At 67.8% G+C, this 15110-nt stretch carries 15 protein-coding genes; 8 read left to right on the plus strand and 7 right to left on the minus strand.

The window, feature by feature from the left end; translation table 11 throughout:
• Nucleotides 1–71: 71 nt before the first annotated feature.
• Nucleotides 72–497 carry a thiol-disulfide oxidoreductase DCC family protein gene (locus MJO54_RS01020; RefSeq protein WP_046286800.1) on the plus strand — a complete coding sequence of 142 codons (426 nt, stop codon included), beginning with the start codon at nucleotides 72–74 and terminating at the stop codon, nucleotides 495–497.
• Entirely contained in the window at nucleotides 498–1277 is a 780-nt protein-coding gene (locus MJO54_RS01025; protein WP_046286794.1) for a PhzF family protein, read from the plus strand.
• Here the strand turns inward: MJO54_RS01025 and MJO54_RS01030 are convergent.
• A complete protein-coding gene (locus MJO54_RS01030; protein WP_240175495.1) occupies nucleotides 1274–3130 on the minus strand; it encodes an MmpA family trehalose lipid delivery protein in 1857 nt (618 codons plus the stop codon). The genes MJO54_RS01025 and MJO54_RS01030 overlap by 4 nt on opposite strands.
• 7 nt (nucleotides 3131–3137) lie before the next feature.
• Complete coding sequence (gene pgfA / locus MJO54_RS01035; protein ID WP_052741336.1) at nucleotides 3138–4406, minus strand: cell envelope lipid trafficking protein PgfA; 1269 nt, start codon at nucleotides 4404–4406, stop codon at nucleotides 3138–3140.
• A 104-nt stretch (nucleotides 4407–4510) separates the two neighbouring features.
• On the opposite strand from pgfA, the gene MJO54_RS01040 reads away from it, so the two are divergent.
• Entirely contained in the window at nucleotides 4511–5701 is a 1191-nt protein-coding gene (locus MJO54_RS01040; RefSeq protein ID WP_240175496.1) for an acyltransferase family protein, read from the plus strand.
• On the opposite strand, the gene MJO54_RS01045 is transcribed toward MJO54_RS01040, so the two are convergent.
• Nucleotides 5638–6966 (minus strand): oxygenase MpaB family protein, encoded by a 1329-nt coding sequence (locus MJO54_RS01045; RefSeq protein WP_046286408.1) that lies wholly within the window; start codon nucleotides 6964–6966, stop codon nucleotides 5638–5640. The genes MJO54_RS01040 and MJO54_RS01045 overlap by 64 nt on opposite strands.
• A 151-nt stretch (nucleotides 6967–7117) precedes the next feature.
• Between MJO54_RS01045 and MJO54_RS01050 the strand changes: the two genes are divergently transcribed.
• Nucleotides 7118–7711, plus strand: a complete 594-nt coding sequence (locus MJO54_RS01050; protein ID WP_046286411.1) for a TetR/AcrR family transcriptional regulator — start codon at nucleotides 7118–7120, stop codon at nucleotides 7709–7711.
• Nucleotides 7712–7715: 4 nt separating this feature from the next.
• On the opposite strand, the gene MJO54_RS01055 is transcribed toward MJO54_RS01050, so the two are convergent.
• A complete protein-coding gene (locus tag MJO54_RS01055) occupies nucleotides 7716–9044 on the minus strand; it encodes an oxygenase MpaB family protein (protein ID WP_046286407.1) in 1329 nt (442 codons plus the stop codon).
• A 93-nt stretch (nucleotides 9045–9137) separates the two neighbouring features.
• Here MJO54_RS01055 and MJO54_RS01060 point away from each other — a divergent pair, with 93 nt between their 5' ends.
• Nucleotides 9138–9713: a TetR/AcrR family transcriptional regulator gene (locus tag MJO54_RS01060; RefSeq protein WP_052741335.1), complete on the plus strand. Its 576-nt coding sequence runs from the start codon at nucleotides 9138–9140 to the stop codon at nucleotides 9711–9713.
• 10 nt (nucleotides 9714–9723) lie between these two features.
• On the opposite strand, the gene MJO54_RS01065 is transcribed toward MJO54_RS01060, so the two are convergent.
• Both MJO54_RS01065 and MJO54_RS01070 read right to left on the minus strand, forming a co-directional pair.
• Nucleotides 9724–10701, minus strand: a complete 978-nt coding sequence (locus MJO54_RS01065; RefSeq protein WP_046286405.1) for a phosphotriesterase family protein — start codon at nucleotides 10699–10701, stop codon at nucleotides 9724–9726.
• A 53-nt stretch (nucleotides 10702–10754) separates the two neighbouring features.
• The gene (locus MJO54_RS01070) at nucleotides 10755–11213 is read right to left on the minus strand and encodes a MarR family winged helix-turn-helix transcriptional regulator (RefSeq protein WP_046286404.1); all 459 of its coding nucleotides are present in this window, start codon (nucleotides 11211–11213) and stop codon (nucleotides 10755–10757) included.
• A gap of 158 nt (nucleotides 11214–11371) precedes the next feature.
• On the opposite strand from MJO54_RS01070, the gene MJO54_RS01075 reads away from it, so the two are divergent.
• From MJO54_RS01075 to wrbA, 3 genes are read left to right on the plus strand one after another with little or no spacing between them, the layout of a single operon-like run.
• Entirely contained in the window at nucleotides 11372–12469 is a 1098-nt protein-coding gene (locus tag MJO54_RS01075; RefSeq protein ID WP_046286403.1) for an LLM class flavin-dependent oxidoreductase, read from the plus strand.
• Complete coding sequence (locus MJO54_RS01080; protein ID WP_046286402.1) at nucleotides 12466–13059, plus strand: CE1759 family FMN reductase; 594 nt, start codon at nucleotides 12466–12468, stop codon at nucleotides 13057–13059. Before MJO54_RS01075 ends, MJO54_RS01080 begins: the two co-directional genes overlap by 4 nt.
• A 16-nt stretch (nucleotides 13060–13075) precedes the next feature.
• Complete coding sequence (gene wrbA, locus MJO54_RS01085) at nucleotides 13076–13678, plus strand: NAD(P)H:quinone oxidoreductase (protein WP_064888528.1); 603 nt, start codon at nucleotides 13076–13078, stop codon at nucleotides 13676–13678.
• Between the two features lie 10 nt (nucleotides 13679–13688).
• Here wrbA and MJO54_RS01090 read toward each other — a convergent pair whose 3' ends face one another.
• On the minus strand, nucleotides 13689–15071 hold the full coding sequence (locus MJO54_RS01090; protein WP_234783306.1) for an NADP-dependent succinic semialdehyde dehydrogenase: 1383 nt from the start codon (nucleotides 15069–15071) through the stop codon (nucleotides 13689–13691).
• Nucleotides 15072–15110: the final 39 nt, after the last annotated feature.

The following is a 15110-nucleotide window of genomic DNA, read 5'->3' on the forward strand; positions in this document are numbered from 1 at the left end:
CCGATTCCTACCGGTTAGCAGGCTGCTTCATACTGGGCTAAGAGGTTGTGCAGACACGTGGAGGTGCACCGGTGACCGACGACCGCCCCGCTCCTGTCCTGCTCTACGACGGTGTCTGCGGAATCTGCAATCGATCGGTGCAGAGCATCCTGCGGTTCGACCGGCGCGGCACCCTGCGATTTGCGGCGTTGGAAAGTGACTTCGCGCGCGCGATCATCGAGCGTCATCCGGAGCTGCGCGACGTTGATTCGATGGTCTTCGTCGACAACCCCGGCCGGCCCGATGAGCACATCGATGTTCGATCCGGGGCGGCCCTGCGGGTGCTGAGCTATCTGGGCGGCCCCTTCCGGCTGCTGCTCGCGGCCCGCATCATCCCGGCAGGACTGCGTGACTGGCTCTACGACCGCTTCGCTGCCGTCCGCTATCGGTTGGGTGGCAGGCGCGACACCTGCCCTATCCCCGGGCCCGGTGTACGGGCCCGCTTCCTGGACGCCTAGGTGACTGTCCCGGCATATCTAGTCGACACGTTCACGACGGTCAGATTCCGGGGGAACCCCACCGGTGTCGTGGTGCTGGATGGTCCCGCCGACACCGCGTGGATGCAGGCGGTGGCTGCTGAGTTCAACTGCCCGGCAACGGCATTCATCGAACCGGCCAAAGGTGAGACCGGTCCGCGAGCGCTGCGGTGGTTCAGCCCGGTGGCTGAGTTAGCGTTGTGCGGTTCGGGAACCCTGGCCAGTGCCCATGTCCTTGGTGGGAATCAGTCCTTCTGCGTGGGCGAGCGGTTGCTGTCCTGCACGACGGGTGCTGATGGTGCGATCAGCATGGAATTTCCGGCGGACCCGGTGCGCGCCGAGTCGCCGACGGCCGATCTGGTGGCCGGCCTGCCCGGGGTGAGCATCCGCTCGGTGTGGCGGGGAAGTATGGACGTGCTCGTGGAAGCCGGATCGGCGGCCGAAGTCCGTGCGCTGGTACCGGACCCGGCGTCGCTGGCGAAGGTCGACGCTCGCGCCGTCGTGGTCACGGCAGCCGGTGACGGCGGCGCCGACATCGTGAGCCGGGTGTTCGCGCCCCGTTTCGGGCTGTCCGAGGATCCGGTGACCGGCTCTGCGCATTGCACTCTCGCCTCGCTGTGGGGCAGGCGCCTCGGGGTCGAGGAGTTCTCGGCCGAACAGGCTTCCGCGCGAGGCGGGCAAATGCGGGTCCGCCGTGACGGCGACCGTGTCATCCTGACCGGTCACGCCGTGACCGTCTTCAGCGGCGAACTTCGCCGCTAACCGCGCAGGCGTCGTTGAATCAACGGCGCCGCCAGACCTCCCGCGCCCGCTACCAGCATTGCCAGCCACACCAGGTGGACGGCTATCGCGGCGCGGCGCGGTCCGGCCGATGTCTTCGGCCCGCGACCGCCGACCCGGTGGACGGTCAGGTCAGAATCCCGGTAGGCCACCGGCAGGCGGGTCAGAGTTTTTGCCGCCGAGCCTATTTCGCCGTCGACGTCGGATTCCGTGACCACCCAACCCACCCCTTTGACGCCGAGCGTGGCGGGCTCAGCTCCGGACAACAGTGCCTCCTGCACCTCGCGGGCATGGCTGCCCTCCCCGGGCACCGTGTGTCCGCCGACGGTCAGGTCGCCGGTCGTGAGCACCTCGGCGCGCACCCACCGGGGCAGCGGATCGAGCACCGGAGCCGGCCCCGCCCAGATGAAGTGGCGCATGGTGTCGGCCGGCAGCACGGCGACCGGGCGCGGATCGGCGTTGATCTTGGCCGCCACCGCCGCCCAACCGGGCGGGTAGTGCACCGGCGTGACCCGCCCGGCCACTCCCCAGGCCAGGTCGGGCAGGACGACGATCAGCGCGACGCAGCACACCAGCGCCGCCCGCGCCGGCGGCAGTCGGTCCCGCAGCCCCACGACCGCCCCGGCACCAGCCAGTAGGTAGCCCGGCACCGCCAGCGCAACCCACTTCTGACCGTCGCGCAGCACCCCGAGCCCAGGTGCGATCTCCGTGGCCCAACGCAACAGTGCGAGCCCCGGCCCGGTGGCCAGAAGGCTGAACGTCAGCACCGTCGCGCCCGCCAGGATCAGCAGCGGCCGCACCGCGGGCAGGTCGCGCACCGAGGCCCATCCCAGTCCCAGCACCCCGATGAACGCCGCCGTCGCCACTAGCGCAAAAGCGGTTCGTCGCGAACCGGGCACCGCCTCGGCGTTCCAGATCCCGCCGAGGCCGGCGAGGCTGCCCAGGGTGCCAAGCCCCGGCTCGGCGCGGGCCGCGAAGGCCGCCACCCCGGCCGACTCGCCCTGCGCGGACCCCGGGCTCAGCACCACCGCCATCAGCCACGGCAGCGCGGCGGTCGCCGCGATCGCCACCGCGCTGGCCGCGCACCACCAGCGCGGCGGCCCGGACCCGGGCGCCGCGACACACACCAGCGCCACCACCGCCGCCAGCAGCAGCCCGGTGGGTGTCAGGCCGGCCAGCGCCAAAAAGAACACCAGGCCGAACAGCCGCATGGGCCCGGCGGTTCGGCGAGGCTCGTCGGAGTCGGCCCCCGGGCCGGCGGAGGTGAGGTGAAGCCGGGACCGCCGCATGGGCCCGGCGGTTCGGCGAGGCTCGTCGGAGTCGGCCCCCGGGCCGGCGGAGGTGAGGTGAAGCCGGGACCGCCGCATGGGCCCGTTTGCGCCGTCGCGCAACCCCAGCATCGCCGCCGCCACCCAAGGCAGGCAGCCGTACCCGACCAGCAGGCTCCAATGGCCCTGCAGCAACCGCTCGGCGACATACGGGTTCCAGATCGCCACCGTGATCGCCACCAGCTGACCGGGCAGCCCGGCCTCGGGCAGCACGATCGCCACCAGCCGTGCGGCACCACATCCAGCCAGCCACAGACCCACCAACAGCAGCGCCTTGACCACGGTGCCGCCGTCGATCAGTCGCGACGCCAGCGCCACCGCGAAGTCTTGGGGCACTGCGCGCGGGGCCGCCTCACCCAGCCCGAGGGCCGCGCCGGTCAGATATGACCGCGGCGTCGAAACCGCGTCTCGCAACAGCAGATAACCCGGGCGCAGCAATGGCGCCAGGATGAGCAGTGTCAGCCCGAGTGCATAGCACGGCGCGACCCAGCGCCTGGCTCGCACCACCGCGGAACTACGGCTGGTCGGGAGCCGGATCCGGGGTGCCCCGGTCCGGGGGGCTCGACTCCGGTGGTGTCGCCGGGCGGTCCAACTGGGGACGTTGCGCCGGGATCTTCTCGGTCTCGGCCTCGGCCCCGGACGGGCGGTCAGCCGTGGGTGCCTTGGGCGCGAAACCGCCGAAGAATCCGCCGTCGGAGCCGTGCCGGTCGCCACGGCCCAGTGCGGCCTCGGCCGGCAGGCTGAACCAGCCGACCAGGACCCCGCCGATCAAGCAGATCAGCCCCGCCGCGGTGAAGGTGATCGGCAGGACCCGGGACCACAGTGCCACCCGGTCGCGTTCGTTGCGGGCCGCGTTGACCTGCGCTTCGATGGTGTCCTCGGAGCTGGTGACGGTGTAGTCGGCCAGTGCGATCTCCGGCTTGAGGGCGTCTCGGGCGTAGTAGTGGTTGGCGTGCAACTTCGACTTGACGATGGTGCCCGAGACGGGGTCGACCCACATGGTGCGCTGCGCGGCGTAGTAGCGCGTCATCGTGACATCTTCGTCGGGGTCGGCGCCTTCGATGTTCCAGAGCCGGGCGGGGGCGGTGATCTCACCGTCTTCGTCGTGGCCGTACAGCGACGGGTAGCGCACCGGCTCGGCCAGGGTGCCGTCGCCGTCGTAGCCGACGTTCTGGACGAACCGGTAGGTGGTCAGCCCATTGACGTCGTCTTCGCCTTCGTAGTTGGCCTCGTAGGCCTTCTGCGCGATCGGATCGAAGTATTGGTAGGACTGCTTCTTGGTGTCGAAGGGGAACCGGTAGGACAGACCTTCGTGCGGCAGGGCGATGTTGGTGGGCGGGCTCTCGTCATCAAAGTTGCGCGGCCGCTGCACCGAGCCACCCGGGTGGGTGTCATCCGAAATCGCCTCGGCGGTCGTGCGGTTCAGCGTCACGGTGTCGACGATGGCCAACAGCAGCCCGGTGTCCTTCTGCCGGTCCGCGCGCCGTAGCGACGAGCCGACCTGCAGGGTCACCACGTCGGCGTTGGCGGGCGACTCGACACCGATCTGTTGCTGGGACACCAGCGGCACGTCCTGATCGACGACGGCGTGTTCACTGCCGAGGGACTCCGGGTCCAGCGCGGCGCCGCTGCCGTTGCCGATCAGCGTGATGTCGATGTCGAGCGGGATCTTGGCGATTCTGCCCGCGGTGTAGGTGGACAGCAGCAGTGCCGCGACCATCAGGGCGGCGCCGAGGCCCATGACTGCGCATGCCGCGATACGCATCATGATTGCTCGGTTCACGTCGCCGCATCCTCCTTTTGTCCCCGTACCCAAATTTGTTTGACCCTAACAGCAGCGGCGGCAACAGCTACTGTGTGTCCATCGATGCCTCGGTCCCAAATCAGATGAGTCAGCAGGTGGGTGGCGTACGCAGCTTCCTGCCTGCCGTCGAGGGTATGCGTGCCTGCGCGGCTATTGGGGTGGTTATCACGCACGTCGCGTTCCAGACGGGACACTCGTCGGGGATCAGCGGCCGGCTGTGGGGTCGTTTCGACATGGCCGTCGCGGTGTTCTTCGCGCTGAGCGGTTTTTTGCTGTGGCGTGGCCATGCGGCGGCCGCGCGCGGACTGCGTCCGGCACCGCCGACCGGTCATTACCTGCGGTCACGCCTGGTACGGATCATGCCGGCTTACCTGGTGTCGGTGGTGGTGATCCTGGCGCTGCTGCCCGATGCCGGCGACGCCAGCCTCGTGGTGTGGCTGGCCAATCTCACGATGACGCAGATCTACGTGCCGCTGACGCTGACCCCGGGCCTGACCCAGATGTGGAGCCTGGCCGTTGAGGTCAGCTTCTACATCGCCTTGCCGTTGCTGGCGCTGGCGGCGCGGTGGTTGCCGGTGCGCGCCCGAATACCGGCGATTGCCGGCGTGGCGCTGCTCAGCCTGGGGTGGGGTTTCCTGCCCATCCACACGCCCTACGGGGTGAATCCGTTGAACTGGGCGCCGGCCTACGGCTGCTGGTTCGGGGCGGGCATGCTGCTGGCGGAGTGGGCATACAGCCCGGTCGGGCGGGTGCACCGGCTGGCCCGCCGGCGGCTGCCGATGGCGTTGCTGACCCTGGTGGCGTTCGGCGTGGCGGCCTCGCCGCTGGCTGGGCCGGAAGGGTTGACCTCGGCGACCGTCGGTCAGTTCATCGTGCGCACCGCGATGGGCGGAGTACTGGCGTGGGCGCTGCTGGCGCCGCTGGTGCTGGACCGGCCCGACACCCCGCACCGATTCTTGGCCAGTGCGCCGATGGTGACCTTTGGCCGCTGGTCCTACGGGATCTTCATCTGGCACCTGGCGGCCCTCGACATGGTGTTCCCGGTGATCGGCCGATTCGCGTTCACCGGGGACATGGCGGTGGTGTTGGCGCTGACGCTGGTGTTCACCGTCGCCATCGCTGCGGTTAGCTATGCCCTGGTGGAGCAGCCGTGTCGCGAGAAGCTACGGGGCTGGGAGAACCGGCATCCGCCGGAGCGCTCCGATGCTGATCAGGCGGCCTTGCCCGACGGGGTGTACTCGGCGGAGTCGCTGGTGAATTCGGGCGTGCCGTAGGCGGCCAGCCGTCGCTTGAGCAGTCGGAGGATGTACGCGTTGGTCAGCCGGCGCAGGCCGGGGGTGCGTACGGCGCGTTGCACCACCAGCAGGCGGCCCGTCACGAACGGAGCCGTGCACGCGATCCGCGCGTAGTCGCCCGCGCTGAGCGTGACGCTCATCTTCTTGGCCACGTCGCGTTTGCCGCCGCAGAACGTCTTGACGAAAAAGGCCTTGCTGTAGCTCTTCTCGACCGCATCGGCGATGCGTTCGCTCAAGGTGTTCTCTTGCCGTAGGTAGGCGGCCATGGTCGAGCGGACCAACTCCCCGCAGGTGGAGTCGTCGAAATCGTCGCGCAGCAGCGCGGCACGGGCGCTGAACACCCGAATGATCTCAGCGGGCGTGGTCGGCAGCAGCTCCTCGGGCAGGCCGAGGAGTACGCAGCGGTAGCGGGTGAACTCGACCTGGGCGCGCTCGCTCGGCGTGAATTCGGTGCGTCCTTGGCGGCGGGCGTCCATCGCCAGCACGAAGAGGTTGATCATCCCGGCCGGCATCTGGTCGATCTGGGGAATCGGTAGCCCGTAGACGTCGATGTCCCACTTCGGGGATCGCTTGAGCGCGTTGAAGCGGACCATCGAGTGCATCAGTCGCACCATGGCCGCCGCCTCGAACCCCGGGCCGTGCCGGTCCAGGGCGCCGGGCAGCGTGGTGACGGCGAAGAAACTGGTGGTCTCGTTGACTCGACCGGCGGCACGCTTGCCCGACAGTGCGCCGGTCAGCGCCATCGGCAGCGCGGCATAGGTGTTGAGGAAGGTCGCGATGAACGCTCCGCGGACGACGAACGGTGCCAACAGCGCCATCGGGAGCCGGGAGTGCTCTGCGCCCTTGTGAACCAGGTCCATGTCCAGCCAGTCCGGGGTGGACTCCATGTCGGCGATGAACGCGGCGAGCTCCGGCGGCGCGTCGGGCACCGCGTCGACACCGTGGCGGCAGGCCTGCTTGAGCATGCCGATCAGAGTGCTGACGCTGTACTGACCCATCAATGCGGCGTAGGAGTCCGACACCACATCGCCCAGCCAGGTGGCCGTGGTGATCAGTTCGACGGCGGCGTCGTCGGCCAGCAATTTGGCCCGGGTGGCGGGGTTACCCGGCAGCGAGGAGACGTCGTCGGGGGAGGCCGCCGTGCGGTAGGGCTGCACGTCGAAGTCCAGATTGCCGTAGAGCTCCGGCAGCAGCTCGGCCTGACGGCGGACCCGCTGATGCAGCTCGGGGTAGTGCGTGGGCATCCAAGACCTCCGATAAACGACAGTACTGCTGCACGATGGCACAGTTTCATGTAATTGTGTCACGATAACAGGTGGGAAGACCCGCCGGCAGGCTCGACGGCCCACCTCGCCTCGGCCCCAGCTCGCCGCACAGCATGACAGGATGAACGCCATGGCCGGTCCGGCAGCAGTCAAGGTCGGCGACCCCATGAGCGGCACGGCGGGCGCCATCCTGGAGGCCGCTCGGGTGGAGTTCACCCGGCATGCATTTCGCCGGGCCAATATCGATGCCATCGCCCAGCGCGCCGGCGTGAGCCGGCGAACGCTGTACCGGCACTTCCCCACCAAAGAAGCGCTGTTCGAGCAGCTCGTCGAGACCGATACCCAGGCCCTGTTCGTCGAGCTCGGCAACGCCGCCCGCGCGCAGGATGCCCGCGGCGCCATCGTGGAATGCTTCACCCTCGCCATGCGCCGCATCACCGAGAGTCCGCTGGCTACCGCGGTCATCGAAAGCGAGCCGGAGCTGCTCATCGGAGTTAACACCCCCAGCGGTGAGAAGGCCCTGGTGCGTGCAAGCCATCTGGTCGCCGCAACGCTGCGGCTCTGCGGGGTGACGATGCCCGACGAGGCGGTCCTCACCACCGCGGAGATCTTGGTGCGCCTGGTCGCATCACTGCTCACCAACCGGGCCGGAGTGCTGGACATCAATGACACGGTCGCCGTCCGCAACTACGCCCAGACTTACCTCGCCCGGCTGGTCTGGTAGCGCGTTACGCCAGCTGCCCGGCCGGTGTGTAATCGTTTGCATCACTGGTGAATTCGGGCTTGCCGTAGGTCTTGAGTCGACGTTTGACAAGCCGCACCAGGTAGTCGTCGGTGAGCTGGCGCAGTGCCGGGATTCGGCTGGCGCGCCGCACCACCAGCAGGCGCCCGACGATGAACGGCGCCGTCACGCCGATCCGCAGGTAGTCGGCCAGGCCGATTGACACCCCTTTGTCCTTGGCGACGGCGCGGTCACCGTTGCAGAAGGCCTTCGTGAAAGCGGCTTTGCTGTAACTCTTTTCGACGGCGTCGGCGATGCGTTCCCATCGGGTGTCGACGGGCCGCAGATACGCGGCCATGGTCGAGCGCACCATCTCGCCACAGGTGGCGTCGTCGAAGTCTTCACGCAGCAGTGCCCCACGGGTGTGGATGAGGTGGACGATCTCGGTCGGCGTGGTCGGCAGGAGTTCCTCGGGCAGACCGAGTAAAAACGCTCGGTAGCGGGTGAATTCGACGACGGCGCGCTCGCTGGCGCTGAATTCGGTGCGCCCTTTCCGCAGGGCGGCGGTGGCCAGCAGGTAGAGATTGATCATTCCGGCCGGCATCTGGTCGACCTGGGGGACGGGGACCCCGTAGACGTCGACGTCCCACTTCTCCGAGCGTTTGAGCGCGTTGTAGCGGACCATCGAGTGCATCAGCCGCACCATGGCGGCCGCTTCGAAGCCCGGGCCGTGGCGGTCCAGGGCCCCGGGCAGCGTGGTGACGGCGAAGAAGCTGGTGGTCTCGTTGACCCGGCGCGCGGCGCGACGGCCGGACAACGCGCCGGTCAGCGCCATCGGCAGTGCGGCGTAGGTGTTGACGAAGGTCGCGATGAAGGCGCCCCGGGTGACGAATGGCGCCACCAATGCCGCCGGGAGGCGGGCGTGCCGCGCGCCTTCACGCACCAGATCCATGTCCAGCCACGGGGGCGCGGCTTCCATGTCGGCGATGAACGCCACCAGCTCCGGCGGCGCGTCGGGCACCGCGTCGATGCCCTCGCGGCAAGCCACCTGGAGCATGTCGATCAACGCGGGCACGCTGTACTCGGACATCAGCGCCGCGTAGGGGTCGGCCACCACGTCGCCAAGCAGGGTTGCCGTACAGATCAGTTCGACGGCTTGCTCGTCGGCCAGGTAGGGAGCGCGGTCGGCGACCCACTCCGGCAGCGCTGAAAGATCGCCCGGATCGGTGGTGGTGCGGTAGGGCTGTACGTCGAAGTCGATGTCCCCGTAGAGGCCCGGCTGCAGGTCGCGCTGACTGTGAACACGGCGCGCAAGCTCGGGGTAGTGCGTGGGCATCCGGCCTCCAGTAACTAACAAATTGTTAGTTACAGAAGTAACAGTGTGGTACTTATGCTGTCAACTATGACTTTGGGGCAGTCACGGCGGCGAATGACGGCCGAGGCCAGGCGTAGCCAGATCCTCGATGTGACCCACGCGATCGTGGATGCCGAGGGCTTTCACGCCGCCACGCCCAACCGGATAGCCCGCGAGGCCGGGATCAACCGATCGCTGCTCTATCAGCAGTTCGGTGACCCCGCCGGCCTGTTCGTCGCGCTGATCGATCGCGAGGCCGCGCGGGCGGGCGCCCAGTTCGCCGAGGTCATCGCCGAAGCGGCGGAGCCGGGCGGGAACGGCGATCTGGCCGGCAGATTCGACAGCGTGGTCAAGGCCGCCGACGCCTGCCCGGCGACCTGGCGGCTGTTCCTGTTCCCGCCGCAGGGCGCGCCGCCGGAACTGCATGAGCGTCTTGCGGAGGCGCAGGAAGTTGTTCGTGCTTATCTGGCGGGTGAGCTGCTGCGCAGCTACCCGGACCTGCCCGATCCCGATTACACCGCCCGAATGCTGCACGCAGCCGCACGCGAGCTTCTGCAGTTGCGCCTCAGTGATCCCGATGCCGCCACCCATGAGCGGTTGCACGCGCTGGTCGGGTCGTTGGCGCTACGGGTTGCTGCGCCGGCGCGGTGAAGTCCCGGACTCAGTAGCCGCCGGAATGCTCGAAGATCTTGCGCGGGTTGTCGACCAGCATGGTGTGCAGCTGCTCCTCGGTGACGCCGCGCTGCCGTAGCGCCGGAATGACGTCATTGTGGATGTGCAGGTAGTGCCAGTTCGGTGCGGCTACCGAGCTCAGGTCGCCGGGCAGCGCGTCGAAATAGCAGTTGGCGTCGTGGGAGAGCACCATCTTGTCGGCGTGGCCGCGCTCGCACATGGCTGCCACCGTGTTCACGCGCTCCTCGAACGGCAGGATCAGGTCGATCCCGAAGCGGTCCATGCCCAGATACGATCCGGCCGCGATCAGTTCCTCCAGGTAGCCCAGATCGGTGCTGTCCCCGGAGTGCCCGATCACCACCCGGGACAGGTCGACGCCTTCTTCTTCGAAGATGCGCTGCTGCTCCAGGCCGCGGCGAGTGCCGGCGTGGGTGTGCGTGGAGATGGGCGCGCCGGTGCGGCGGTGGGCGTTGGCCACCGCGCGCAGCACCCGCTCGACGCCGGGAGTCACGCCCGGTTCGTCGGTGGCGCACTTGAGGATTCCCGCCTTGATCCCGGTGTCGGCGATGCCGGACTCGATGTCGCGGACAAACATGTCGGCCATGATCTCGGGTCCGTCCAGCATGGTTCCGGGTCCGCGATAGTGGTAGAAGAACGGCACGTCGTTGTAGGTGTAGATACCGGTGGCCACCACGATGTTCAGGTCGGTGCCGGCGGCCACGCGGGCGATCCGTGGGATGTAGCGGCCCAGTCCGATCACGGTCAGGTCGACGATGGTGTCGACTCCGGCGGCCTTCAACGCGCTCAGTCGGGCGATCGCGTCGGCCACCCGGGCGTCCTCGTCGCCCCAGGCGTCCGGATAGTTCTGGGCGATCTCGGTGGTCATGATGAACACGTGCTCGTGCATCAGGGTGACGCCGAGGTCAGCGGTGTCGATGGGCCCGCGCGCGGTGTGGCATTGCGACATGGCTCGATCGTATGGAGATTGGCGCGGCGGGCGGTTGCCTTCGCCGAGAATGCCTAGTGGTGCTCCAGCAGATTGTCGCGGATCCGCGCGTAGGAGTGGGTGAACAGTTCCACCTCGCGCGGACTGAGCGAGTCGAACAGACCGGCCCGCACCGCGTGCACATGGCCCGGCGCCGCCGCACGCAACTTGTCCATGCCCGACTCGGTGAGTTCGGCGTACTGGCCGCGCTTGTCTTCTTCACACTTGACCTGGTGGACCCAACCGGCGTCGGTCAGCCGTTTGACCGCTCGGGTGACCCCGCTGCGGGTCGTCACGGTGATGTCGGCCAACGCATTCATCCGCAGCCGGCGGTCGGGCGCTTCGGACAGCAGCGCCAGGATCTCGAAGTCGGACAGGCTCAGTCCTGAGTCGCTGACCAGTTGTCGGTCCAGGCTGCGCAGCAGCAGGCGCGTGCTGTCGAGGTAGCCCCGCCACATCTGCTGCTCCTCCTCGGTGAGCCACAGTGTCTCCATGAGGCCTAAATATAGTTGACCAAACCACAATCGTCCAGGTGAACAGCCGCGTTAAGCGGCCAGATTATGCGGGAATGAACTAGGAACTAGTTGCGTTAGCAACTATCAGCTAGAGTATGACCAACGCACAAGGAGGGCCTGCCGTGACGAGCACCGGTATGCAGTTCGGCATTTTCACCGTCGGCGATGTGACCGTCGACCCGACCACCGGTCGCGCGCCGACCGAAGCCGAGCGGATCCGGGCGACCGTGACGATCGCCAAGAAGGCCGAGGAGGTCGGCTTGGACGTCTTCGCCACGGGTGAGCACCACAACCCGCCGTTCGTGCCGTCGTCGCCGACAACCCTGCTGGGTTACATCGCGGCGCAGACCGAGCGCATTCAGTTGACCACCGCTACCACCCTGATCACCACGAACGACCCGGTCAAGATTGCCGAGGACTACAGCGTGCTGCAGCACCTCGCCGATGGCCGGGTGGACCTGATGCTGGGGCGTGGCAACACCGGACCGGTGTACCCCTGGTTCGGCAAGGACATCCGGGCCGCGCTGCCGCTGACGGTGGAGAACTATCAGTTGCTGCGCCGGCTGTGGCGCGAGGACGTCGTCGACTTCAGCGGTGAATACCGCACCCCGCTGCACGGCTTCACCCTGGCGCCGCGTCCGTTGGACGGGGTTCCCCCGTTCGTCTGGCACGGGTCTATTCGCACTCCCGAAATCGCCGAGCTGGCCGCGCACTTCGGTGACGGCTTCTTCGCCAACCACATCTTCTGGCCGGCGTCGCACACCAAGCGGATGGTGCAGCTCTACCGGCAGCGCTTCGAGCACTACGGCCACGGTGGTGCCGACCAGGCGATCGTGGGCTTGGGCGGTCAGGTGTTCCTGCGGCCCAACAGCCAAGATGCGGTCAACGAGTTCCGGCCGTATTTCGACAACGCCCCGGTCTACGGGCACGGCCCGAGCCTGGAGGAGTTCAGTGAGCAGACCCCGCTGACGGTGGGCTCGCCGCAGCAGGTGATCGACAAGACCCTGGGCTTCCGCGATTACGTCGGCGACTACCAACGCCAACTGTTCCTGGTCGACCACGCGGGTCTGCCGTTGAAGACGGTGCTCGAACAGCTCGATCTGCTGGGTGAGCACGTAATCCCGGTGCTGCGCAAGGAGTTCGCCATCGGACGCCCCGCGCATGTTCCCGGCGCGCCGACGCACGAATCCCTGGTCGAGGCGGCGCGGCGATCCGAGATTCAGGCGGCGTCATGAAGTTGACCGTGATCAGCGGCGGCCTGCGTGAGCCGTCGTCCACCCGGCTGTTGGCCGACCGGCTCGGCGCGGCGGTACGCGCCGAGCTCGGTTTGGACGATATTGAAGTCGACATCGAGGTCGTCGAGCTGCGTCACCTGGCTCGGGCGATCACCGACGCGATGCTGACCGGATTCGCCGCACCGGAGCTGGAGGCGGTGTTCGACGCGGTCGCGGGCAGTGACGGGGTGATCGCGGTGACGCCGACATTCAATGCGACGTTCAGCGGGCTGTTCAAGTCGTTCTTTGACGTGCTGCCCGAGCAGACCCTGGATCAAACGCCGGTGCTGATCGCGGCGACCGGTGGTACCGAGCGCCATTCGCTGGTGCTCGACCACGCCCTGCGGCCAATGTTCAGCTACCTGCACGCGCTGGTGTCACCCACCGGGGTGTACGCCGCGACGTCCGACTTCGGCGCGCAGGGGCTGTCTGAGCGGATTGCCAAGGCGGCCAGGGACTTCGCTGGGCTGCTGGAACTACGCGGGGCCCGTCGCAGCGATACGGCCAGTGCAGAACTCAATGAGATGCAACGCTTGCTCGCAGGCGCATAGAAAAGGAGAGATGGCAATGACGAAGTTGGCGGTTATCTACTACTCGGCCACCGGTCACGGCACCAAGATGGCCGAACGGGTGGCCAAGGCGGGCGAGGCGGCGGGCGCCGAGGTCCGCGTACGCCACATCGAGGAGACGCGCGACCCGGAGACCTTCGCCCACAACCCGGCGTGGAGCGCCAACTACGCGGCAACCAAGGACCTGCCCGCGGCCACCGGTGACGACATCGTCTGGGCGGACGCCGTCATCTTCGGCTCGCCCACCCGATTCGGCTCCCCCTCAGCGCAATTCCGCAACTTCCTGGACGGGCTGGGCGGGCTGTGGGCCAAGGGTGCGCTTGCCGACAAGGTCTATGCCGGCTTCACCTCGAGCCAGACCGCCCACGGCGGGCAGGAGGCCACGCTGTTGAACCTCTACGTGTCGCTGATGCATTTCGGCGGCATCCTGGTCCCGCCGGGCTACACCGACCCGATCAAGTTCGCCGACGGCAACCCCTACGGCGTCGGGCACATCACCGGCCCGAACAACCAGAACGAGCTGGACGAGCCCACTCTGGCCGCACTCGACCACCTGGCCACCCGGGTGGTCGGTGTCGCCGCCAAGATTGCGGCGGGGTGATCTGCCGGCGTCAGGCCACCCACACCGTCTTGAGGTTGCAGAACTCCCGGATCCCGTGGCCCGAGAGTTCCCGGCCGTACCCGGATCGCTTGATGCCGCCGAACGGCAGCTCCGGGTAGGACACCGTCATCCCGTTGATGAAGACCTGACCGGCCTCGATCTCGTCGGCAAACCGGCTGATCTCCGCCTCATCGCGGGTCCAGGCATTGGATCCCAGTCCGAACGGGCTGGCGTTGGCGATCTCGATGGCCTCGTCGATGTCGGCGGCGCGGTACACCGATGCCACCGGGCCGAACACCTCCTCGGTGAAGAGCGCCATGTCACGGCTGATGTCGGTGATCACGGTGGGCGGATAGAACCAGCCTGGGCGGTTGAGTCGCTTGCCACCGCAACGGATTACCGCGCCGGCCGCGGCGGCGGCATCGACCTGCTGCGCGACCTCGTCGCGGCCCGATTCGGTCGCCAGTGGTCCGACATCGGTGTCCGGATCGGTCGGGTCGCCGACCCGCAGCGCCGACATCTGGCTGACGAACTGCGTGACGAAGTCGTCGTAGATGTCGGTGTGGACGATGAATCGCTTTGCCGCGATGCACGATTGGCCATTGTTCTGCACCCGCGCTGTCACTGCGGTGCGCACCGCGGACTCCAGGTCGGCCGAGGGCATGACGATGAACGGGTCGCTGCCGCCCAGCTCCAGCACGGTGTGTTTGACCTCGTCGCCGGCGATAGCGGCCACCGAACGCCCGGCGGGTTCGCTGCCGGTCAGGGTTGCCGCCGCCACCCGCGGGTCGCGCAGCACCCGCTCGACGGCACCCGAGGAGATCAGCAGAGTCTGGAAGCAGCCATCAGGGAAACCGGCGCGGCCCAGCAGGTCGGCAAGGTACAGCGCGGTCTGCGGCACATTCGAGGCGTGCTTGAGCAGACCCACGTTGCCGGCCATCAGGGCTGGGGCGGCAAAGCGGACTGCCTGCCACAGCGGGAAGTTCCACGGCATCACCGCCAGCACCACCCCCAGCGGCTGATAGCGGGCGAACGCCTTGGATGCGTTGACCTTCGACGCGTCGGCGACCTCGTCGGCCAGCAACTCCGCGCTGTGGTCGGCGTAGTAGCGGAAGCCTTTGACGCACTTGAGCGCTTCGGCCTTGGCCGAAGTCAACGTCTTGCCCATCTCCAGTGTCATCATGGCGGCGACCTCGTCGGCTTCAGCCTCCAGCAGATCAGCGGCGGCGTGCATCCATCTGGCGCGCTGAGCGAAATCGGTCCGGCGGTAGTCGACGAAGCGATTCGCCGCGCGCGTGATCGCGGCATCGACTTCCGCGTCGCTGGCGGCGGTGAACGTCTTGACCGTTTCGCCAGTGGCCGGGTTGGTCGTGGCTATCGGTGTTGCGGGCACGCGGGCCTCCTTCGAAAGCGCTGCGGTGTGAGAGTGCAT

This window comes from Mycolicibacter virginiensis (genome assembly GCF_022374935.2).
Taxonomy (GTDB): Bacteria; Actinomycetota; Actinomycetes; order Mycobacteriales; family Mycobacteriaceae; genus Mycobacterium; species Mycobacterium virginiense.